General features: G+C 40.7%; 21 protein-coding genes and 2 pseudogenes. 10 read left to right on the forward strand and 13 right to left on the reverse strand.

Features of this window, described 5'->3' with window-relative positions; genetic code table 11:
- Positions 1 to 33: 33 nt before the first annotated feature.
- The 4 genes from ACGEDC_RS00305 to trmJ form a co-directional block, all read right to left on the reverse strand.
- Positions 34 to 1,248, reverse strand: a complete 1,215-nt coding sequence (locus ACGEDC_RS00305) for an IscS subfamily cysteine desulfurase (RefSeq protein ID WP_055024668.1) — start codon at positions 1,246 to 1,248, stop codon at positions 34 to 36.
- A 79-nt stretch (positions 1,249 to 1,327) separates the two neighbouring features.
- Positions 1,328 to 1,789 carry a Fe-S cluster assembly transcriptional regulator IscR gene (iscR, locus tag ACGEDC_RS00310; protein WP_055024669.1) on the reverse strand — a complete coding sequence of 154 codons (462 nt, stop codon included), beginning with the start codon at positions 1,787 to 1,789 and terminating at the stop codon, positions 1,328 to 1,330.
- Between the two features lie 356 nt (positions 1,790 to 2,145).
- The gene (gene cysE / locus ACGEDC_RS00315) at positions 2,146 to 2,967 is read right to left on the reverse strand and encodes a serine O-acetyltransferase (protein ID WP_055024670.1); all 822 of its coding nucleotides are present in this window, start codon (positions 2,965 to 2,967) and stop codon (positions 2,146 to 2,148) included.
- Positions 2,968 to 3,022: 55 nt separating this feature from the next.
- Positions 3,023 to 3,766, reverse strand: a complete 744-nt coding sequence (gene trmJ, locus ACGEDC_RS00320; RefSeq protein WP_394495726.1) for a tRNA (cytosine(32)/uridine(32)-2'-O)-methyltransferase TrmJ — start codon at positions 3,764 to 3,766, stop codon at positions 3,023 to 3,025.
- A gap of 151 nt (positions 3,767 to 3,917) precedes the next feature.
- Here trmJ and suhB point away from each other — a divergent pair, with 151 nt between their 5' ends.
- From suhB to ACGEDC_RS00345, 5 genes are all read left to right on the forward strand, one after another.
- Positions 3,918 to 4,721, forward strand: coding sequence for an inositol-1-monophosphatase (gene suhB / locus ACGEDC_RS00325; protein WP_055024672.1), 804 nt, complete (start codon positions 3,918 to 3,920; stop codon positions 4,719 to 4,721).
- Positions 4,722 to 4,909: 188 nt separating this feature from the next.
- Positions 4,910 to 5,320 (forward strand): phosphate-starvation-inducible protein PsiE, encoded by a 411-nt coding sequence (locus ACGEDC_RS00330; protein WP_055024673.1) that lies wholly within the window; start codon positions 4,910 to 4,912, stop codon positions 5,318 to 5,320.
- Positions 5,321 to 5,453: 133 nt separating this feature from the next.
- On the forward strand, positions 5,454 to 5,756 hold the full coding sequence (locus tag ACGEDC_RS00335) for a PilZ domain-containing protein (RefSeq protein WP_080916054.1): 303 nt from the start codon (positions 5,454 to 5,456) through the stop codon (positions 5,754 to 5,756).
- 114 nt (positions 5,757 to 5,870) lie between these two features.
- Positions 5,871 to 6,536, forward strand: a complete 666-nt coding sequence (locus tag ACGEDC_RS00340) for an AAA family ATPase (RefSeq protein ID WP_055024675.1) — start codon at positions 5,871 to 5,873, stop codon at positions 6,534 to 6,536.
- Positions 6,537 to 6,737: 201 nt separating this feature from the next.
- Complete coding sequence (locus ACGEDC_RS00345) at positions 6,738 to 7,064, forward strand: VF530 family DNA-binding protein (RefSeq protein ID WP_055024676.1); 327 nt, start codon at positions 6,738 to 6,740, stop codon at positions 7,062 to 7,064.
- Positions 7,065 to 7,307: 243 nt separating this feature from the next.
- On the opposite strand, the gene ACGEDC_RS00350 is transcribed toward ACGEDC_RS00345, so the two are convergent.
- The 4 genes from ACGEDC_RS00350 to ACGEDC_RS00365 form a co-directional block, all read right to left on the reverse strand.
- Entirely contained in the window at positions 7,308 to 7,835 is a 528-nt protein-coding gene (locus tag ACGEDC_RS00350) for a hypothetical protein (protein ID WP_394495730.1), read from the reverse strand.
- On the reverse strand, positions 7,832 to 8,158 hold the full coding sequence (locus ACGEDC_RS00355) for a hypothetical protein (RefSeq protein ID WP_394495732.1): 327 nt from the start codon (positions 8,156 to 8,158) through the stop codon (positions 7,832 to 7,834). The genes ACGEDC_RS00350 and ACGEDC_RS00355 overlap by 4 nt, the downstream gene beginning before the upstream one ends.
- 50 nt (positions 8,159 to 8,208) lie before the next feature.
- Positions 8,209 to 8,823, reverse strand: a complete 615-nt coding sequence (ribA, locus tag ACGEDC_RS00360) for a GTP cyclohydrolase II (RefSeq protein WP_055024678.1) — start codon at positions 8,821 to 8,823, stop codon at positions 8,209 to 8,211.
- An 84-nt stretch (positions 8,824 to 8,907) separates the two neighbouring features.
- Positions 8,908 to 9,264, reverse strand: coding sequence for a YibL family ribosome-associated protein (locus ACGEDC_RS00365; RefSeq protein WP_055024679.1), 357 nt, complete (start codon positions 9,262 to 9,264; stop codon positions 8,908 to 8,910).
- Between the two features lie 266 nt (positions 9,265 to 9,530).
- Here ACGEDC_RS00365 and ACGEDC_RS00370 point away from each other — a divergent pair, with 266 nt between their 5' ends.
- Entirely contained in the window at positions 9,531 to 10,148 is a 618-nt protein-coding gene (locus ACGEDC_RS00370; RefSeq protein WP_055024680.1) for a prepilin-type N-terminal cleavage/methylation domain-containing protein, read from the forward strand.
- Positions 10,149 to 10,157: 9 nt separating this feature from the next.
- Here ACGEDC_RS00370 and nrdG read toward each other — a convergent pair whose 3' ends face one another.
- The 3 genes and pseudogenes from nrdG to rssA form a co-directional block, all read right to left on the reverse strand.
- Positions 10,158 to 10,640 (reverse strand): anaerobic ribonucleoside-triphosphate reductase-activating protein, encoded by a 483-nt coding sequence (gene nrdG, locus ACGEDC_RS00375; RefSeq protein ID WP_394495735.1) that lies wholly within the window; start codon positions 10,638 to 10,640, stop codon positions 10,158 to 10,160.
- A gap of 206 nt (positions 10,641 to 10,846) precedes the next feature.
- Positions 10,847 to 12,967, reverse strand: a complete 2,121-nt coding sequence (gene nrdD, locus ACGEDC_RS00380; protein ID WP_055024682.1) for an anaerobic ribonucleoside-triphosphate reductase — start codon at positions 12,965 to 12,967, stop codon at positions 10,847 to 10,849.
- A gap of 210 nt (positions 12,968 to 13,177) precedes the next feature.
- Positions 13,178 to 14,148 (reverse strand): annotated as a pseudogene (gene rssA, locus ACGEDC_RS00385) (patatin-like phospholipase RssA).
- A 132-nt stretch (positions 14,149 to 14,280) separates the two neighbouring features.
- Here rssA and ACGEDC_RS00390 point away from each other — a divergent pair.
- The 4 genes from ACGEDC_RS00390 (at position 14,281) to ACGEDC_RS00405 (ending at position 17,411) form a co-directional block, all read left to right on the forward strand.
- Positions 14,281 to 15,666: a DEAD/DEAH box helicase gene (locus ACGEDC_RS00390; protein WP_055024684.1), complete on the forward strand. Its 1,386-nt coding sequence runs from the start codon at positions 14,281 to 14,283 to the stop codon at positions 15,664 to 15,666.
- Between the two features lie 79 nt (positions 15,667 to 15,745).
- Positions 15,746 to 16,183, forward strand: coding sequence for a DUF3010 family protein (locus ACGEDC_RS00395; RefSeq protein ID WP_394495738.1), 438 nt, complete (start codon positions 15,746 to 15,748; stop codon positions 16,181 to 16,183).
- A 160-nt stretch (positions 16,184 to 16,343) separates the two neighbouring features.
- The gene (locus ACGEDC_RS00400) at positions 16,344 to 16,943 is read left to right on the forward strand and encodes a YgjP-like metallopeptidase domain-containing protein (protein ID WP_394498188.1); all 600 of its coding nucleotides are present in this window, start codon (positions 16,344 to 16,346) and stop codon (positions 16,941 to 16,943) included.
- A gap of 33 nt (positions 16,944 to 16,976) precedes the next feature.
- Positions 16,977 to 17,411 (forward strand): HNH endonuclease, encoded by a 435-nt coding sequence (locus tag ACGEDC_RS00405; RefSeq protein WP_080916059.1) that lies wholly within the window; start codon positions 16,977 to 16,979, stop codon positions 17,409 to 17,411.
- A 72-nt stretch (positions 17,412 to 17,483) separates the two neighbouring features.
- On the opposite strand, the gene ACGEDC_RS00410 is transcribed toward ACGEDC_RS00405, so the two are convergent.
- Together ACGEDC_RS00410 and ACGEDC_RS21290 are read right to left on the reverse strand one after the other, a co-directional pair.
- Positions 17,484 to 18,773: a peptidoglycan DD-metalloendopeptidase family protein gene (locus tag ACGEDC_RS00410; protein ID WP_394495740.1), complete on the reverse strand. Its 1,290-nt coding sequence runs from the start codon at positions 18,771 to 18,773 to the stop codon at positions 17,484 to 17,486.
- Between the two features lie 411 nt (positions 18,774 to 19,184).
- Positions 19,185 to 19,709, reverse strand: a pseudogene (locus ACGEDC_RS21290) (SbcC/MukB-like Walker B domain-containing protein); the annotation flags it as partial.
- Positions 19,710 to 21,106: the final 1,397 nt, after the last annotated feature.

A 21,106-nucleotide genomic window follows, 5' to 3' on the forward strand; every position in this document is an offset into this window, starting at 1 on the left:
TCTGCTCCGTTTATTGCTATCGATAATAATGTATTAGTGATGTGCCCACTGAACTTGGTCCAGATCGATACCATCTTTAAACATCTCCCAAAGTGGAGACATTTCACGTAACTTACCGATAGAATCATCAATTACTTTAATTGCATGCTCGATTTCTTCATCAGTCGTAAAGCGACCAATTGAGAAACGAATTGAGCTGTGCGCCATTTCATCATTTAAGCCTAATGCACGTAGTACATAGCTAGGCTCCAAACTTGCAGAAGTACAAGCTGAACCAGACGATACGGCTAAATCTTTAAGGGCCATCATTAATGATTCACCTTCAACAAAGTTGAAGCTCACATTAAAGATGCCGCTGTAGCGCTGTTCCATATCGCCATTAATATAAGTTTCTTCGATATGTTTAATGCCATTCCATAACTTGTCACGTAGACGCAAAATGCGCGCATTATCTTCAATCATATCTTGCTTAGCGATAGCAGCGGCTTCACCTAAACCAACAATTTGGTGAGTTGCTAATGTACCACTTCGCATACCACGTTCATGACCACCGCCATGCATTTGAGACTCTAAACGAATACGTGGTTTACGGCGTACGTAAAGTGCACCGATACCTTTAGGTCCATACATTTTATGGCCAGAAATAGAAATCAGATCAACTTTAACTGTTTTAACATCAATCGGTAATTTACCTGCACTTTGCGCAGCATCCATATGGAAGAAAATACCTTTAGAGCGACATAGTTCACCAATCGCATTGATGTCTTGAATGACACCAATTTCGTTGTTCACGTGCATGATGCTCACTAAAATAGTGTCGTCACGCATTGCACCTTCAAGCACAGACATTGGGATAATTCCATTGTCACTTGGCTCTAAATACGTAACTTCAAAACCTTCACGCTCAAGTTGACGACAAGCATCAAGTGTTGCTTTATGCTCTGTCTTACTGGTGATGATGTGCTTGCCTTTCTTATTATAGAAATGTGCAATACCTTTGATTGCTAGGTTGCTTGATTCAGTCGCACCAGAAGTGAAAACGATTTCACGGTGATCAGCATTGATTAAATCAGCTACTTGGTTACGAGCAATATCAACTGCTTCTTCGGCTTGCCAACCATAACGGTGAGAACGAGATGCTGGGTTACCAAACACACCGTCCATTGTCATAAATTGAACCATTTTGTCGGCAACACGTTTGTCGACAGGGGTTGTTGCGGCATAATCTAAATAGATAGGAAGCTTCATCATACACTCCGTACTGAGCGGTCATCTGTGCGACCACTTACAACGTACATATAATTGTTATCGATACATCAACACAAAATTACAAAGTAACTCTATGCTCATTCTGCATTTCGTCTTGCTTTAGTGAGATAAATTGCACATCGCGTTTATCCATTAATCCAGCAAGGGTAATGCCATCTAAAAATTCTGAAATCTGTTTACTTAAATCTCCCCACAAAGAGTGAGTGAGACAGCGGGAGCCACTTTGGCAATTCCCTTTTCCCTGACAACGAGTTGCATCAACTGACTCGTCTACAGCATGCACGACCATGCCAACAGAGATATCATTCGCTTCTTGCCCTAGGCGATAACCGCCACCTGGACCACGAACACTAGATACGAGACCATGTTTACGAAGTTTAGCGAAGAGTTGCTCAAGGTAGGAAAGCGATATTCCCTGCCTTTCAGAAATATCCGCTAAGGGAACTGGCCCGGTGGCTGAGTGAATAGCAACGTCCAGCATAGCTGTCACTGCGTAGCGACCTTTTGATGTCAGTTTCATAACGTATTTTGCTCCCATAAACTATAGGGCAATTTCATCATACCTGAGTATTTTAGTCAAGTATTTAACCCACTAAATTACTCAAGTATTTCCTCTCGTTCGCGTCTAACAATTTTAGGTCTAAAAATTTGCACGGCTATTTAACCTTTTTATAGTGCAAGATTCAATGCCAGTTACTCATTTATTAGGCGATAATGTGATAAAACGGCGCTGTGTCATAAAAATTTACATTGATCTTATTTATCTGCTCAAATAATAAAGCCGATACCCAAAATATGGGGATCGGCTTTATCGTTTTCAAGCTTCAAAAAGAATAAACAAACAAAAATAAATTGCCAGATAATTCAAAAAATGACCTAGATAATTGGGTCAAATTTGTCTATCTCTTGTTTACGTTTTTCAGCCGCTTCTTGTTCTGCTTCTGTAAAGTCATCAACATTCAACTCCGGCAATTTTTCAGTGCAAACTTCACCGCCCATGGTTTGCACCGCTTGACAGATTTCTTGCACTTTTGAGTCCATCAAATGCATATGATCAAGCATTTGGCCAATTGCACTCGCTACAGGATCTGGGTTATCTGGTGATACCGCATAGGCATCAAACCCATACTTCTTCGCCATCGCACTGCGACGCTCAGTTTGCTCTTTTGACTGTGCCGAAGGCGAAGCTACAACCCGACCAGGGATCCCGACCACGGTAGTATCTTTGGCCACGTCTTTAACAACAACTGAGTTTGAACCAACCCTTGCGCCGTCGTGCATAGTAATTGGACCCAGTATTTGTGCCCCTGCACCAATAACTACATTGTTCTCTAATGTTGGGTGACGTTTACCTGCTTGCCAAGTTGTCCCACCTAAGGTGACACCATGATATAAAGTGCAATCATCGCCAATTTCTGCCGTTTCTCCAATCACAACACCCATGCCATGATCGATAAAAAAGCGTCTCCCTATGGTTGCACCAGGATGTATTTCAACGCCAGTTAACCAACGCGAAAAGGTCGATAAACATCGTGCCAATAAATGCCACTTTGCATTCCATAGCTTATTACTAATGCGATGGATCCATATCGCATGCATGCCAGGATAGTTTACTAAAATTTCAAAACTACTGTTCGCCGCAGGATCGCGGTGATAAATAGATTCGATATCTTCCTTTAATCGCGCTATCACGCCCATGTTACAGTCCTTCTTTTACCACTCAGTTGTACGTCAAATTTAAGTTAACAATGGCTTATGAAGCTTTATCGTCTTTGCTGTTTTCTTGTGGCATTTTTTTATCAATAGAAGTCAAAATGCCACGTAAAATATTCATCTCAGCGGTTTCAATTCGAGCACGACTGAATAAACGCTTTAATTTAGTCATGATTTGGCCTGGATGATTTTTGATAATAAAATTTGTTTTCGTCAGGGTAGACTCTAAATGAACATAAAAGCGCTGTAGATCCTCAGAAAGTGGATATTCTTCTTCAATCGTCTCTTGCTCATCTAATGTTAAATGCGCCATACGGGTTTCGTAACAAATAATTTGTACGGCTTGAGCCAAGTTTAATGAACTGTACTCAGGATTAGCAGGAATAGACACATGATAAGTACACTCTTGCAGTTCTTCATTGCTCAGACCATGGTTCTCACGACCAAATACTATGGCTACCGGCCCTTTAGCGCTTTCTAATGCTAATTTTTCACCAGCTTCTTTTGGAACAAGCATTGGCCAATCAAGAGTGCGACTACGTGCACTGGTCGCAATAACCAAGCTACAGTCTTTAATCGCCTCAGTTAACGAGTCAACAATGGTGATATCTTTTATCAAGTCAGCTGCACCTGCAGCAAGTGCAATTGACTGACCATCAGGTTGAACTCGTGGCTCGGCTAAATATAAGTTAGATAAGCCCATGGTTTTCATAGCTCTTGCGGTAGAGCCGATATTTCCGGGATGAGAGGTCCCAACTAAAACAACGCGAATATTAGTTAACATCAAACTACTTTTTCATTCAAAAAAACACTTTGCGGATAGTAACACAAGCTGCAAATAATTCCTTATATGAAAATCTGCATTTGATAAACCTGCTAAAATGCGTATAATTGCGCGGCTGATTTATTCGTTCTTTAACATCCAGGGGATTGCTATGCATCCGATGCTGACTATTGCCACGCGCGCCGCACGCGCTGCGGGCCAAACTATTATGCGCGCCTATACTGAACTCGACAAAGTTGAAGTTGATTCAAAAGGTCTAAATGACTTTGTAACAAGTGTAGACAAGGAAGCAGAAGCTACCATTACATACCAGATTCGTAAATCTTACCCAGATCATACGATTGTTGGTGAAGAGGCCGGTGAAAATCGCGGCACTAATAAAGATTATGTATGGATAGTCGATCCTTTGGATGGTACCAACAACTTCGTTCGTGGTATCCCACATTTCGCAGTATCTATCGCAGTTCAATATAAAGGCAAAATTGAAGTTGCCGTTATTTATGATCCTGTTCGTGAAGAATTATTCTCTGCAGTTCGTGGCCAAGGTGCTAAATTAAACGAATTCCGTTTACGCGTAACTGGCGTTAATGAGCTAACTAATACCGTTATTGGTACAGGTTTCCCGTTCAAGTCTCGTCAACACACCGAAACTTACATGAACATCCTAGGCGAAGTATTCCCTGTATGTGCTGATATCCGCCGTGCGGGTTCTGCAGCACTAGACCTTGCGTATGTTGCTGCTGGTCGTTTAGATGGCTTCTTTGAAATTGGTCTAAAGCCATGGGACATCGCAGCTGGCGACTTAATTTGTCGTGAGTCAGGCGGTACTGTTACTGACTTTACCGGTAACCATAATTACTTAGCTTCAGGCAACGTTGTTGCAGGTTCACCAAAAGTGACTTCTGAACTGGTTAAAATTATGCGTCCTTTATTAAATGAAGGCCTAAAACGCTAGTCGTTATCCCTTTTTTAAAAACCGCCTTACATCCGTAATTGGCGGTTTTTTTATGCCTGTAATTTGCCTCAATTGTATCGACAACTTCAGATAAATTTACCTTTTATGATCTGGATCACTGAGCAAAGTCTCGCCTAGCAGAATATACTGAATTATCAATTAGATTCTAATAAGAGATATCCATTATTATGCCGCTCCCTATCCTTCGCCAAATCGGCATCAAAAGTTTGAAAAGTGTCGAACATGTCGTTTTGTTCATTATTTCTGTCGCCACGGTATTTGCTATCGGCGAAGAAATCATGCACATGTTCGAGATAAGAACTGTAGAACTAGCTGATTTACTGCTGTTATTTATCTATCTCGAAGTACTAGCCATGGTCGTTAACTACCTCGAGTCAGGTAAGTTACCTATTCGTATGCCAATTTATATTGCGATTGTTGCTCTAGCTCGTTACTTGATTCTTGATATGAAAGGCATGGATGACTGGCGAATATTGGCAATTTCAGTATCAACCATTGTTCTTGCTTGTACCGTTATTGTCATACGTTGGGGACAGTTGAAGTTACCTTACCCCAAAAATAAAGATTTAGATCATTAGAATGACACGAGATAAAGCGTAACCTTAAAAGCGATAAGTGACTAACTTATCGCTTTTTTTGTCGATGTTGATTAGTATGAATTAGCTACAAACTGAATAACACAGAGCAAACATAAAACGGAGTTGCAATCTCATGTCTAACGAACACACTGGATTTGAAGAAAAACGTCAATCTTTACGCGTCGACATGGAAGCAGAGCGTATTTTACTGCATTGGATTGATGCAAATGGTCAGTCACATGAAGACTTTGGTGTATGTATCGATTTAGCCCGAAAAGGCATTCTCATCGACTATAAAACTGCATTCTCATTAGGCGATTTAATCGCAATTACCTTCAATCATCAAACTGACAAGCAAAACACCATTAAGGGGCAAGTTTGTCGATGCACTCAAGCGTCTGAACATAGTTATCATATTGCGATGCAATTGCTTTAAATTGATGTTGATTAAAATTGCGCAATAAATATAAAACTGATGATTTAAAAAGTAATTATTGAACTATCCTTAGATAAAGAAGACGTTAACCATCATCTTAATAAAGGCAAGGTTATGATAATACTCGTTGGTGGAGAAAAAGGCGGTAGTGGAAAAAGTTGTTTAGCACAAAACCTAGCCGTCTATGTAACAGAGACATTTAACGCTAACGTGTTAATGGTGGATTGTGACCCTCAACGCACCACATCAGATTGGATACAAGCTCGTAATACCAAAGCCGAACTGAAACCCATTAATTGCATTCAGCTTTACGGTAAAATCCGCAATGATTTACTTAGTCTCGGCGAGCGCTTTGATTATGTCATTGTCGATTGTGGCGGCCAAGATAACCTAGCGATGCGAGCAGCAATGTCTGTTGCAACCTACGTTGTCATCCCATTAAGACCTAAGCGCCGCGATTTAAAAACCTTACCGCATATGGAAGATATGCTAAGCACCTGTAAAATGGTCAACCCGAAAATGGTCGCCACTATTGTTATCAGTCAATGCCCTTCTCTACCCTCACAATTTAAGCGTATTTTAGAAGCTAAAGACGTGGTTAAATCATTTGGCTTAACAGCCCTTGATGCCATTACCTTTAACCGTAATATCTATGATGACAGCGAAGAAAGTGGTGCCTCAGTGCTTGAAGTTGACCCTGAAGGAAAAGCGGCTCAAGAAATTCGTGCAATCGCGAAAGAGTTATTTGCTATTCCACCTGATAATAATTTTGAGTTTTAAGCGTTTAATCTCATTGTTTTATGCATTTAATATTATTTGTTTTATGCCTCAACTATAAGTGCAACAAAAGACAACCTAAATGAACTCAATGAAAACCTCCCTTTCGACTCTCATATACCTCACTTGTGCCTAAGTAAAGTTATCGAGTTAATGGTATCATTAGGCTAATTTTAAGATTTTAATCTGAGTGAACTCTGAGTCATGACACAAGCTAACAATCCACTGCATGGTATGAAACTTGAAACTATCGTCACTGAGCTTGTCGATAAGTATGGGTGGGAAGAACTAGGCAGCCGTATCAATATCCGCTGCTTTAACGATAACCCGAGTATCAAGTCTAGCCTAAAGTTTTTACGTAAAACGCAATGGGCTCGCGATAAAGTTGAATACCTGTGGCTTAAAACGAATAAGTTGCCTTTACCCGCACCTAAACCTTATGTCGAAAAAAGTGACAATAAACCCGCAACAAGCACGACACACACTAATAAGAGCACTGCTGGCGTGAATGCAGACATCTGGGGCAAGTAACAGCGAGCCTAAGACGTACCGCACTGTTTTCAATATTTGGCGCTAAACTTACTTGGAGCGGCTATAAAGTACAAAGTGATTATAAGGTACGAAGTGATGTTCGTTGAAAGTGATTCATGCTATCGCGTTCAGATAAGCCCGGTACGGTTCACGATGACTCATTTGCATTACATTCACAGCGGATACGCTGTGAATATCGCCGCCAATAAAAACGTAACCCAGAAAGCACCACAGCACTCAGCATTACATCGGAAATTCGAATATTAAACGCCAGACTTGTAGCTCACCATCCGTTTGGTAACTTACCCCAAATCTATTTGTACTAAACCAGCCCCAACCTAGCGGCTTAGACAGAGCCAATGTCGCACCGATTTCGTAAGTACTTGATGTTTGTAAATCATCATCTAATGGCGTTATAAATTTTAGCTTATTGAAGTACCAGCGGCCCGCAACAAATAACCGTGGTTCAACGGTATACTCGCCCCAATCCCAATGTTGCCCTACACCAAAATCTAGACCAGTTTGAAGCACTGAATAACTTTCTGAGCTATCGTTGATACTGCTTTTATAGCCAGCGTAGTAAACACGATTTACCCAAATAGGCGTGTACTTGGGTTCGGCGACTTCATATAAAGCCGATATACCTGTTGAGAATATGCCAACATTACTGGATTTAGAAAAATTGTGGCCATAGCCTAAATCAAGGTATGACTCTAAGGTTAGTTGCTCATCATAAAACCATTTATACTCAATACCTGGCGTAATGGTCATGGTACCAACATTGTCAGGTAATTCACCTTCAGGAAGATCGCTGAAAGAATAATCAAAAAGCCTAACGAAATAGGTAACCTTAACGTTAAAACATGGTCTTCTGATTCTTCAATATCAAATGCAAAGGGAATATTGACTACTGCAGCATTTTGCCCAGAGGCTCGGTATATACCGCTACCTATGTAGTTAGCAAACGCATAATGGTTCACATCTGGGTTATTCGAGTCAGCGGCATAACACGTTACACAAACCGACAAACCAATAAAAAGCGCTGCAAATGCTTTTGCAACGCTTCTTGATGTGTCTGAACAGGTAGATTTCAATTTTGTAAAAACCATGGGTTAACGATGATGTCCAGAATGATTATCTACTCTCATTTCTCATCATCGATAAAATGGTGCTCAGTCATCATATGACCCAGCTCAGTAGATTTTGTTTTCAAGTAATCCTCATTGTAGCGGTTTTTACCCACTTGCAAAGGCACTCTTTCAACAACTTCGATGCCAACGGCTTGCATCGCTTTCACTTTGCGAGGGTTGTTAGTCATCAACTTAACCTTACTGACACCAATTTGTTTCAGCATTGGCTCGATCATGTCGTATTTACGCATATCAGCTTCAAAACCTAAACGTTCATTAGCTTCGACGGTATTCGCGCCTTGATCTTGTAATTCATAGGCGCGAATTTTATTCAGCAAGCCTATACCACGCCCTTCTTGACGCAAATATAAAATAAAGCCTTGGCCTTTTTCAGCAATATTTTGCATTGCTGTTTGTAACTGGAACCCGCAATCACAACGTAAACTAAATAGCGCATCACCCGTCAGGCATTCAGAGTGAATGCGGCCTAACATGGCTTCAGTTGAGGTAAGTTCGCCATAAGTTAACGCCACATGTTCTTTACCAGTTTCTGTATCTTCAAAACCATGCATAGCAAATACGCCCCAAGGCGTAGGTAACTTAGAAGTGGCGATATATTTAATCGACATGGATAAACCTTTAAGACAACGCTCAATCCTTGAGACTGATCATCCTTGAACTGACGTTATGTCATGAAAACTTCGAATACTGGATTAGAATTTTGCAGGAGCAAAACCAGTAACAACTTTGATATTCATTTCACGGCCTACAGCCGTCATAGGATGAACAACCACTAGACCTTTTACCGATTTTTTTAATTTACCCATGTCAGCTTGTTCAGCTTTGGTGAGCTCACGGCTAAATTTCAAACCTTTGATATCTTGGCCTTGCTTGTTCAATAAACGAGACTGCTGATTTTTCAAACTGGCAATACGTTTAGTCACTGTCGCAATTTCTTTCTTAAACTGCATGATAACGGCTTTGTCTTCACGAGCTTCAGCGGCAGCAAGCTTACGACGAAACTTCTCTGCTTTATCATTTAATGTTTGCAGTTCTTGTTTTAAATTCATTTCTTTACCTTAAATTCTTTCATGCTATCGATAGCAAAAAGTTGTTTTGTTATCGAACAACACTTTTTCGAACGCAAATTATATACCTAAAGCGGCTGAATAAGCTAACTTCAAAACTTGTTACAGTGCATAATTTTGTGCATTACTGCAGCTAAATTGACCTTTAAGTTCAATAAGGTGTTAAATGCACTATCATTAATTGAGCCTGATGGATCTGTGGCCAAGTGATTAACGGACTCAATTTTCCTTTTGGGATATTCTTTAATATGCATAACAATAATAATTTACATCAAAATCTATCTAATCAAACCCAGCATCATGCAGGTTTTACTTTAATAGAGTTAGTTGTGGTCATCATTATATTGGGGATCATTGCTGTTATTGCTGCACCGAGGTTTTTATCCGTTGCTGATGAAGCTCACGCATCAGGAATACAAGGTGTATCTGGCGCTTTTGAAGGCTTTGATGAATTAGTATTTGCCAAGTCTGCCATATTAGGGATCGAGAAAAATGATCGAAATAGTAGTTCAAGCTCTACTGACAGCCAAGGTGGATTTTATTTAGAAACAGGTGAATTTGTCCAAACCATATTTGGCCACCCTTGGTTATATAATCAAGATGCATTGACGTATTTACTTGATGCGAGCTTACAAGATGAAGGCCAGAATCAACCTGATAAAGAATGTGTTACCAATAGTGATTTTTGCTTCATGCTATTTGAAGGCTCCAGTGGGCCCACTAGCATTGGAGTTGCCTATATCCCCGGTAACTCTGTCGCAGTTTATTACCCTTCTTACAGCGTAAGTGACCAATGCTTTGCTTACTATGTATTTGACAGAACAGACAATAATGTCATTATCGGTGAAACGATTACCGGTTGTTAAATATGCCGACTAACTTAGTATAATCAACTGACTCAAATCGTGAACCACTTGATTAGCGCTACCTTTCCATTTAAGGCTTGGGTCGGCAAGATCTTGCTCAAATTTGCCATCAATTAACACATCTACGTAAGCTAGTACTTGTTGCTGCTTTAAAGACATTTCCGCTAATTGGTAGCCACTCCACAACCAGATATCTTTATCTGGGCACTCACGCTTCACTCTTTTTACTAGCGCTAACATGGCAGGCAAATTATCCGCAAATAAAGGATCACCACCAGATAAAGACAAACCACGACGTTTAATCCGTGTATCTTGTAAATCTGCAATCACTTGATCTTCCATCGCTTGAGTAAATTCATTACCTGAGCGTGGGTCCCAAGTTGATTGGTTATAACAGCCACGACATTGGTGCTCACATCCAGCTACGAATAAGGTACAACGCGTACCAGGTCCATTTACCACATCGACTGGGTAATACTGATGAAAATTCATAACTTTAACCCTTTAAAAAGCTAATGCACTGTAGTCAACTGTCTTAAAATATGCTGTTTAATACCATATCTAGCACTTAGTGACTTATTCCTAGCAGTCCTATTTCAACTCGCCTTATTTGATCTCGACCTTTTAAGACTTTAGCCACTCAAAAGATAAGGCGCTATTCAGCGCCTTATTGTTTTTGATATGACATAGAACGAGTACTAGATGTGTTTAACGCGGCGTTTTACTTCTTCTTGCTTACCATGGTTAAACGGTCTGGCGTCTGGGCTACCTAAGTAACCACATACTCGACGAGTTACTGACACTCTACTTGGCTCATGGTTGCCACATTTAGGACAGACAAAGCCTTTACTTGTACAGTTAAACTCACCAACAAAGCCGCAATCATAACATTCATCAATAGGTGTATTGGTACCGTAGTATGGCACTCGGCTATAGCTGTAATCCCAAACGTTTTCTAATGCTTCAACGTTATGTTGCATATTAGGGAACTCGCCATAACAAATAAATCCACCGTTTGTTAGCTCAGGATATGGCAATTCAAAGTCAATTTTATCGTATGGGTTTACTTTCTTTTCCACATCTAAATGGAAACTATTGGTGTAGTAGCCTTTATCAGTCACACCTTCAACCACACCAAACTGTTTTGCATCCAACTGGCAAAAACGGCTGCATAGATTTTCGCTTGGCGTGCTGTATAAACTAAAGCCATAACCTGTTTCAGCCTTCCACGACTCCGTGGCACGCTTCATAACATTAATAATTTCAACGGCTTTAGTACGCAGTAGCTCACTATCAAATACATGCTCTTCTGTGCCGTAAAGAGCATTAATTGTCTCATGAAGTCCGATATAACCTAATGAAATAGACGCACGACCATTTTTGAAGATTTCAGAAATATCATCATCAGCTTTTAAACGAACACCACATGCGCCTTCCATATATAAGATTGGCGCTACGCGGGCTTTAACACCGACAAGACGAGCAATACGAGTATCTAACGCTTTACGCGCTAAAGTCATCCTCTCATCAAGTAATGCAAAGAAGGCTTTTTCATCGCCTTTAGCTTCGATTGCGATTCTAGGTAAGTTAAGGCTAACCACACCTAAATTATTACGACCTTCATGAATTAACTCGCCATTCTCTTCATATGTACCTAAGAAAGAGCGACAGCCCATTGGCGTTTTAAACGAACCAGTAACACGCTCAACTTGCTCGTAATTTAAAATATCAGGGTACATGCGCATCGTGGCACATTCTAAAGCCAACTTTTTAATATCGTAATTACTGTCAGCCGCTTTATGGTTAACGCCATCACGAATAGCAAATACAAGTTTTGGGAACACCGCGGTTTTACGGTTTTTACCTAGGCCTGCCATACGTACTGTTAGAATTGATTTTTGAATTAAGCGTGACTCCCAACTCGTGCCTAGACCAAAACCAAACGTCACAAACGGAGTCTGTCCATTAGCAGTGTGCAGAGTGTTCACTTCATATTCTAATGACTGGAATGCGTCATGACATTCTTTTTCAGTTTGCGCCATAGCAAATGCTTCCACATCGCTCACGCCCCACTCTTTACCAATCACCAGTTGTTTCTGGTAACTCTTTTGCACAAATTCCGCTAACACTTCATCGATACGGTTAATCGTTGTGCCGCCGTAAATATGGCTAGCAACTTGGGCAATAATCTGTGCAGTGACCGCTGTGGCAGTTGAAATTGATTTTGGTGTATCAATTTCGGCATTACCCATTTTAAAGCCATGGGTCATCATGCCTGCTAAATCAATTAACATGCAGTTAAACATCGGGAAGAAAGGCGCATAATCTAAATCATGATAATGAAGTTGACCCGATTCATGAGCAGCTACAATGTCTTTTGGTAACAAGTGTGATTTAGCATAATGTTTGGCTACAATACCCGCGAGTAAGTCGCGTTGTGTAGGAATAACTTTAGCGTCTTTATTGGCATTTTCGTTCAAAATTGAGCTATCACTTTGCTCAACTAACCCACGAATTTCACAGTTAAGTTTACTTTTTGCTTCACGGCAAATATCACGATCATGACGGTATTCAATATAATGACGTGCAACCTCTTTATGAGGCCCTTCCATTAATAGATTTTCCACTAAATCTTGTAAATGGTGAATTTGTACTTCTTCTTCGTTCGCGACTTGATTTCGGATTACACCCGCAATGGTAGCGGCGTAATCAACATCAGCATGACCTGTAGCCGTCGCCATAGCAGCAACGATGGCATCCCTAATTCTAGACTCATCAAATACAGTCCGACAACCGTCCCTTTTAATTACTACAGGCATTACTTTTACTCCATTTATGCACAGGATATAAACACTATATATCCACAACAAGAAACCAATAAACACTAGATATGGTGTATTAAGCTATAACGAAGACTAGAAATCTATGATCTGGATCATAGTTTGATGAGGGGAAGTGAAATGAAAAATATTACTGCCAAGCTCTGCACTATTTGGCAAAACAGAGCTTGACCGAGTAATTGAAAAACGTTATCGCCCTAAAGCAGAGTTGATTAAATGAGCAGTTTGACGCACAGACTGCCTGCCAGCTTCAATGGCTTCTGCCGCACGATGAAACTCCATGGTGCCTATATCAGCAAGCTGAGGAACTAAGCAAACATCAGGTGGATCGCCCATCAGTCTGGCACGTTTATGGCGCTGCTCTAGAATATCCATTGACTGAGACATCACTGCAATCATGCCAGGATGGGATTTAGTCGACATCGAAAACTTCTCTGAAAAGCTAGCAATGTACTCTTTACCTTTACCCAGAATATCCATAAAAGCAGAGTCTGGCTCTTTGGCTTCTTGTTGTTGTTTTTCTAACGCTGTAGGGGCACGGCTTTTCATCTGTTGTGGCAACATATGCATACTGTTACGGCGATGGCCGTTTAAATCAACAGCAATGACCACATCAACTCCCATCGCACGACACATTGATACTGGAACAGGATTCACCACAGCGCCGTCGACTAGCCATCTGTCTTCTAGTTGAACAGGGGTAAAAACCCTGGCATTGAACATGATGCTCTAACAGCGTGTCGTAAATCCCCTTCTTTAAACCAAATTTCTTGTCCGGAGTATAAATCAGTTGCCACCGCTGAGAATGGTTTTTTCAGTTGTTCAATTTTTAGCTCACCAATTCGGCCAGCCAGCACATCAAAAACTTTTTCACCGCTTATCAGTCCGCCTTTACGCCAGCTTAAATCCATCAGACCTAAAACATCCCAACTGGAAAAACCACGCACCCACGCTTCTAGCTCATCAAGATGATCATTGGCATACGCTGCACCTACCAATGCACCAACTGAACATCCTGCAATTTTATCTGGATGTATTCCCATTTCAGCCAGTTCTTTCAACACACCGATATGGGCCCAACCTTTAGCTGCGCCACTACCCAGTGCCACACCGACTCTTAATGGTTTATTCACCGCAGGCTCATTTTCATGCTCCGACATCTTTTACATCCCTTGTAGCTTAATTTGACTCAATTAATCTTATAAACTCAGCATAACTGAGCCTTTAGCTGTTGGCTATCGCCTAGCATACACGTTATAATATCTGGCTATCATTTTTTAGGGGATTTACCTTTGTTATTTACCGATTTTTCTTTAGACAAACGCTTACTTGAAAGTCTAAAGCATATGGGCATTTCTGAGCCAACCGAAATTCAGCAGCAAGCCCTGCCAATTGCCTTAGCAGGTAAAGATTTAATGGCATCTTCAAAAACCGGTTCAGGTAAAACCTTGGCGTTTTTGTTACCCGCACTTCAGCGTGTTATTTCAACAAAAGCGCTTTCTAAAAAAGACCCTCGTGTATTGATATTACTACCGACAAGGGAATTGGCTCAGCAAGTATACGGTCAATTACGTTTATTAGTGGCAAATACCCAGTATAAAGCGGTGAGTATTTTAGGAGGGGAAAACTTTAATGATCAAGCTAAATCGTTATCTCGTGACCCTCATTTTATTGTGGCTACACCCGGGCGTATCGCTGATCACTTAGAGCAACGTCATCTTTACTTAAATGGGTTAGAGCTCCTTATTCTTGATGAAGCCGACCGAATGCTTGATTTAGGTTTTGCGCCGCAATTAAAAGCCATTAACGAAGCTGCAGATCACAAACGTCGACAAACATTAATGTTTTCAGCCACGTTAGATCATGACCATATTAATGATATTGCTGCCACATTACTTAAAACGCCGAGCCATGTCGCCATTGGGGCATCTCATAACGAGCATAAAGACATTCAGCAACGTGTGTATTTAGTTGACCACTTAGATCATAAGCAAGCCCTATTGCAGCACATTCTCAAAACCGAGCAGCATAAACAGGTCATCATATTTACAGCGACGCGTGCTGATACCGACCGATTAGCTAAATTACTTGCTGAGCAAGGATTGGAAACTGCCGCATTAAGTGGTGACTTAAACCAATCAGCTCGTAATCAGATCATGGACAAATTTAGCCGTGGTCAGCAGAAAATATTAGTTACAACGGATGTCGCCTCTCGTGGCCTAGATTTATTAAACGTGTCATTAGTGATTAACTTTGACATGCCAAAATTTGCCGAAGAATACGTCCATCGCATTGGCCGTACAGGTCGAGCAGGCGCAAAAGGTGATGCGATTTCTTTAGTTGGTCCTAAAGACTGGGACAGCTTTAAGAAAATCCAAGTATTTTTACGCAAGAATTTCGACTTTTCGACCATAGAAGGTCTTGAAGGAAAATTTAAAGGCTTAAAAGATAAGCCAAAAACGGGTAACAAAAATACCAAGGCCAATGACCCTAAAGCTGCCAATAAAAAGCGTAACACGGCTAAAAAGCCTAAAATTGCACCTAAACGCGATAAACGCTTTATTACTGGCGTCGATATTGGTGATGCGCCAATGCGTCGTAAAGCTAAGCCAGCCAAAATTGTTGAAAACGACAACAGCATTGTTGAAGACAATGAACACGAGCTTGGCGAAGAGTAAACCTCATTAAAACATCATGCTGTTTTAACAGTAAATCGGCATGATAAAGATTTAAACCAGATTAACAGTAAGGTGAAACATGAAAATTTGTGGTGTGGAATTAAAAGGTGGCGAAGCCATCATTAGCTTATTAACTTACGAAGTGGAAACATTCAACGTACCTGAGTGTCGTCAAATTTCTTTCAGCATTTCAAAATCAGCTGAAACAGAATCAATCCGTGAGTTTCACTTTGCTTTCCACAAATTAATGGAAGATTACAAAGTTGATGAAATTGTCATCATTGAACGTGAGCAAAAAGGTAAGTTCGCCGGCTCTGCGACCAGTTTTAAACTCGAAACCGCAATTCAAATCACTGACTTGCCTGTTGGCATAATTAGCCCTGTTACTATCAAAGAAGAGCTTAAGCGTAATCCGCCTCAAGCAGATTTAGATACTTTAGGCCTAAAGCGTGTTCAGCTGCCAGCATTTGAAGCCGCTTACGCACAGCAAAATCGTCGTATGTACGGTAAAGTCTAAGCTCTAGACAAATTTGCGAGCCTACCTGTTAACTTAACAAACACGTTAATTATCAATGGGTAGGCTTCATAATTAGAACACCCTATTCACCCCTATCAAGCGAGCTAACTCAATGAGCTCAAACAAACCTGCTAAATCGCCTCGAAAAGCACCTCCCCAAATGCCCATTAAGGTAAGTTCTGCAAAAGTGGCAGCCGCAAGAGATAACCTTGCAAGCTTAGTTACCAGTAAAGATGTAAAAGCCAAACAGCAACAAGAGGGGCAGCTTAAATACATCAAAGGCTACTCAGCCAACACGATTGAACAAGTTAAACATCATATTGCCAACGATACCCTCGGCAGGCTTTTACTAAATCGCTACCCAAGGATCCATGATATTCGCACTGATAAAGCGTTATATGACTATGCGATGGGATATAAACAGGCTTATCTAAAACAATCAGCTCCTTTGTCAAAGGTCATTTTTGATGAAAAAATCAGTTTAAGCCATCAAGCGTTAGGCCTTCATACCTATGCTAACCGTGTACAGGGCAGTAAAGTTAAAGCTAAAAATGAAATTCGGATTTCATCAAAACTTAAGTTTATCCCTGAGCCATTATTGAGAATGGTGGTCGTGCATGAACTTGCACACCTAAGAGAAAAAGAGCACAACAAAGCCTTTTACCAACTCTGTGAATATATGACAGCGGATTATCATCAACTTGAGTTAGATTTACGATTATTATTGACATGTATTGAGTTAGGCAAGTCACCGTATTAATCTGATTAAATAATAAAGTATTGGAGCGTTATCATGTATGTAGCAACCTATAGAGGTGAAGGGCGCAGAACCAAGCATTATAAATCAGAAAAGGCTGCACTAAAGTCTATCCGTTCCTGGTTAAAGATACATAGTCAACAGGGGTATTCTGTCGGGTTAATGGGGCCTGACATTTCCCCAACTGAATACCATGAGTGGGAACTGATACCATATGATGAACCCAAAATACTTTCGTTTTATAACAGCAAAAAATGGAATGACTTAAAAGCTGAGGCTTTTGAGCGATACGGAAATAAATGTGCCTGTTGCGGCCGCTCTCCTGAACATAATGTCATTATGCATGTAGACCATATTAAACCTCGATCAAAGCATCCAGAACTCGAATTAGACATAAACAACCTACAAATTCTTTGCGAGCACTGTAATACAGGTAAATCCGACAAGTTTGAAACAGACTGGAGAACATAAAAAAACCACTTTTAATATCGAATTAAAAGTGGTTTATATTGGATTAATACAGAGGTCTTAACCCTGTAAAGATTAACCTAGATCCATCATCATTTTTTTACTGCTGACCAATTGTTTAAATTGGTCCATTTGATTTTTAGGCAGTACCGAAGCTTCAACAATACTTACTCGCATTGGATCTGCTGGTCGACCGTTCACGTGAAACTCGTAATGTAAATGTGGTCCTGTCACTCGCCCTGTATTACCTGTTAAACCAATAACTTGACCGCGTTTAACCCGCTGGCCTTTGCGCACAAGAAACTTAGATAAATGTAAGTAGCGGGTTCTCACATTGTTATCATGCTCGATAACGATATATTTTCCAGCAAATCTATGATTGGTGACCATAGACACAACACCATCACCAGGAGCGACGACTCGAGTTCCAATTGGGGTGGCAAAGTCTGTACCGTTATGAGGCGAAACACGTCCAGTAACCGGGTGTTTACGCGTCGGATTAAAGCGGGAAGATAAACGGTATTGACGCTCTAATGGAATACGCTGGAAAGCACTCGCTAACCCTTGTCCACGTTCATCATAATAATTTCCATCCACGTTCTGAAACGCATTCACATTATTTCGACGAGTGTTAATTCTTACAGCTTGTAACTGTGTCGCACCTGTTGACTCACCTTCGATGTATTGATCATTCATTAGTACATTAAAGGTGTCTCCTGCACGCAGATCACGGGAGAAGTCTAATTTACTCGACAATAGGTTTTCAATGGTTTGAATTTCACGAGCATTTAACCCCGCACGTTGAGCGGAGAGGTAAAATGAGCCATTGATTTCACCACTAATTATCCTATTTTGCCAAATACCTTCGATATTGATTTCTTCAACACCAAAACTACCATCGTCAAAACGAGTAAAAACAACTTGATAAGCAGGATTAAAATACAGTTCTAACTTAGTCAGTTGTTGCTGGTCATCTTGAAAAAATTGTATCCGATTACCTACTGCTAAGGTATCTAACGCAAGTACATTCAAATCAGCTTCAAGCACTTTATACATGGTTTGCTGACCAATGCCCGCAAGCTCGAATAAATGGCCTAATGTGTCGCCATTTTCAATAATACGTTCGAAACTCGGTTTTTCGGGCTCAATAACATCTATTGGTGCAGAATCAGATAAATTCGGGATCAATGATTCGATGTCTAAAGCCACAGGAATGCGTTGAGAAGAGAACTCTTGCGGTGTTGGCCACAACAAAGCTGCTGCCACTACGAATACGCTGGCAAGTAATAATTTTCTGTGTATTGCAGGTAAGCCTTGCACCTTATTAAATCGAGCTTGGCCCCTGCTTTTATTTGCTGAAAGCAATCTTGCATCCGCCTTAATACTGAATAAAAAATAATACCTTCTAGCTAAACCGATAGAATATTAAAAATGGGTACTTAAGCACTAGAAGATATATTAGCGAACTGTTATATCAAAAATAGTTACGAATAAAAATACAAACTGTCGTTTGAACTGCATAAATTTGAACTCTGCACAGTTCAAATGAACACTTCTAAAGCGAAAGTAAATGGCATGGGAAGGGACTGTTACTAGAAGTTTGCAACCATATCAAGACTGCATAAGTCGTGCATATTTAATGACGATTAATGAAATCTAGGTAGAATTATTACCCTCAACTTACTGAAATCAGCATGAATATTTCAGTAAGTGAGAGATTTGCTTTCGACGTAATGGCTAATCCATTGTAATAATAAATCGGGCTTGAGCTACAAATTATGTCTCAGCTGAGTCGAACTTATAGTCAGCCTGTAATCGACTCACCCCAAGGCCATTCATCTTATTTACTTTAATTTGCACACTTATCCGCTCTTTCATCGCCTCAATATGACTGATAACCCCAATCATTTTGCCAGAAGCATTCAGGTTATCGAGCGCATCAAGGGCAGTATCTAGTGTTTGACTATCAAGCGTACCAAAACCTTCATCTAAAAATAACGAGTCAATGCTGGTTTTATGGCTGACTAAATCCGATAATGCCAACGCAAGTGCAAGACTTACAAGAAAGCTTTCACCGCCTGACAAAGTACGCGTATCACGCACTGCATCACCCTGCCAAGTATCCAGTACCTGTAGCTCGAGTGCTTCTGATTGTTTTCTTTCTAATAAATAACGACCTTGTAGCCTATCTAATTGTCGATTCGCCAACACCACAAGGTGATCAAGAGTGAGTCCCTGAGCAAACTTTCGGAATTTGTCACCCTTTTGCGATCCAATCAATGAGTGTAAATAAGCTATATCATCAAAGTCCAGTTTAGCTTGAGTAAGCTCAGCCACCAAGGTTTGTTGAGTGGTGCGGTTTTTCCCATCTTCACTTAATAAGTGTTTTAACTGCCAAACCTGCTCTTTCATGGCTGAAAGACGGGCTTCTGTTTGCTCATGCATGATGGCAACATCAGCAATATCTGCCTGATGATATTTAGATTCATCACCCAGCTTTACTAACTCAGCCTGTTGAGCCCTTGTTTGCTCAACAACCGTACTAGCTTTCAAAATACGAGTATCAAGCCCTTGCTTAAGTTGCTGTAGTGCTTGTATTTGCGCTACAGGCATCAATGCTTGTTCAAATTCAGTTTGATCAGCAAATGGACTGGTTGATAAAGCCAAGGTAAAAGTGTTTCTAGCTTCGGATACATCATTGACTGTGCGTTCTAGCTGCTGTGTAACGGCCTGCTCTTGTGCAGCGAATTTATCGAACTCTTGCTGTAGTTTGCTTTGCACTTGAGCCTGCTGAGTAAATTGCAACTCTGATTGCTGCAACGCTTGCTGACTACGCTGCTTTTCATGACTGATTTGTTTATCGCCAAAAACAGCGAATCGTTGCTGCTTTACACTCGTTAGCTCAAGATCCGTTTTCTGCAATAACTCATCGAGTTGTGATATTTGCTGAATTAACTCATCCTGCTGCTGAGTGAGTGTTTGAACTTGTTGCATTAATAACTGTTGCTGCTGAGTTAATTGTCCTTGCTGCTCAACTGCCACAGCCCATTGACCGACATCGGTTTGTAAATCAGCTAACCAGGTTTCCAGTTGTGAAAAGTCATTTAAAGTTAATCCAGCTTGATAAAATTGTTGCTGACAGCTAGATTCGAGCTCAGTAATGTTTTGCTGTATTTGGCTAAGCTGCTGCTTTGACTCAGTTAATTGCTGTTGCTGATTTTGCTGCTGCTGAGTGAAAAGTTGTAATTGATGTTGCTGCTGCTCTAGCAAAGTCAGTGTTTGCTGGTATTGCTCAGCACAGGATTGTTTAGCCTGAGTAAGTTCTCGAATATCAGTTAATTGCTGATGCAAATACTGTTGGCGACTAGCCGATTGTTCAACAAAATGAGTCAATATTGCGCCATCAATTTCAGTTTTTGTGGCGATCAGTTCTGGCTTAGATAATTGCTCAGCTAATTGCTGGTACTCAACCAAACAATCTTCAATCTGCTGATGTAACATCGATTGTTTATCAGCGCACAGTTCAAGTTGATGCTGTAACTTACTTTGCTGCAGCTTTAATTGCTCACCTTGACGCTTAATTGATTCAAGTTCTGCTGACCTGGCTTCAAAGCGTACCTCGGTATCAGAAACATCAAGCGCTTGGTAATGCTCAACTAAAGGGTGCTCTTTGGAACCACACAAGGCACAAGGCTCAC

The organism is Shewanella sp. ENK2, from assembly GCF_043568515.1.
Classification (GTDB): domain Bacteria; phylum Pseudomonadota; class Gammaproteobacteria; order Enterobacterales; family Shewanellaceae; genus Shewanella; species Shewanella japonica.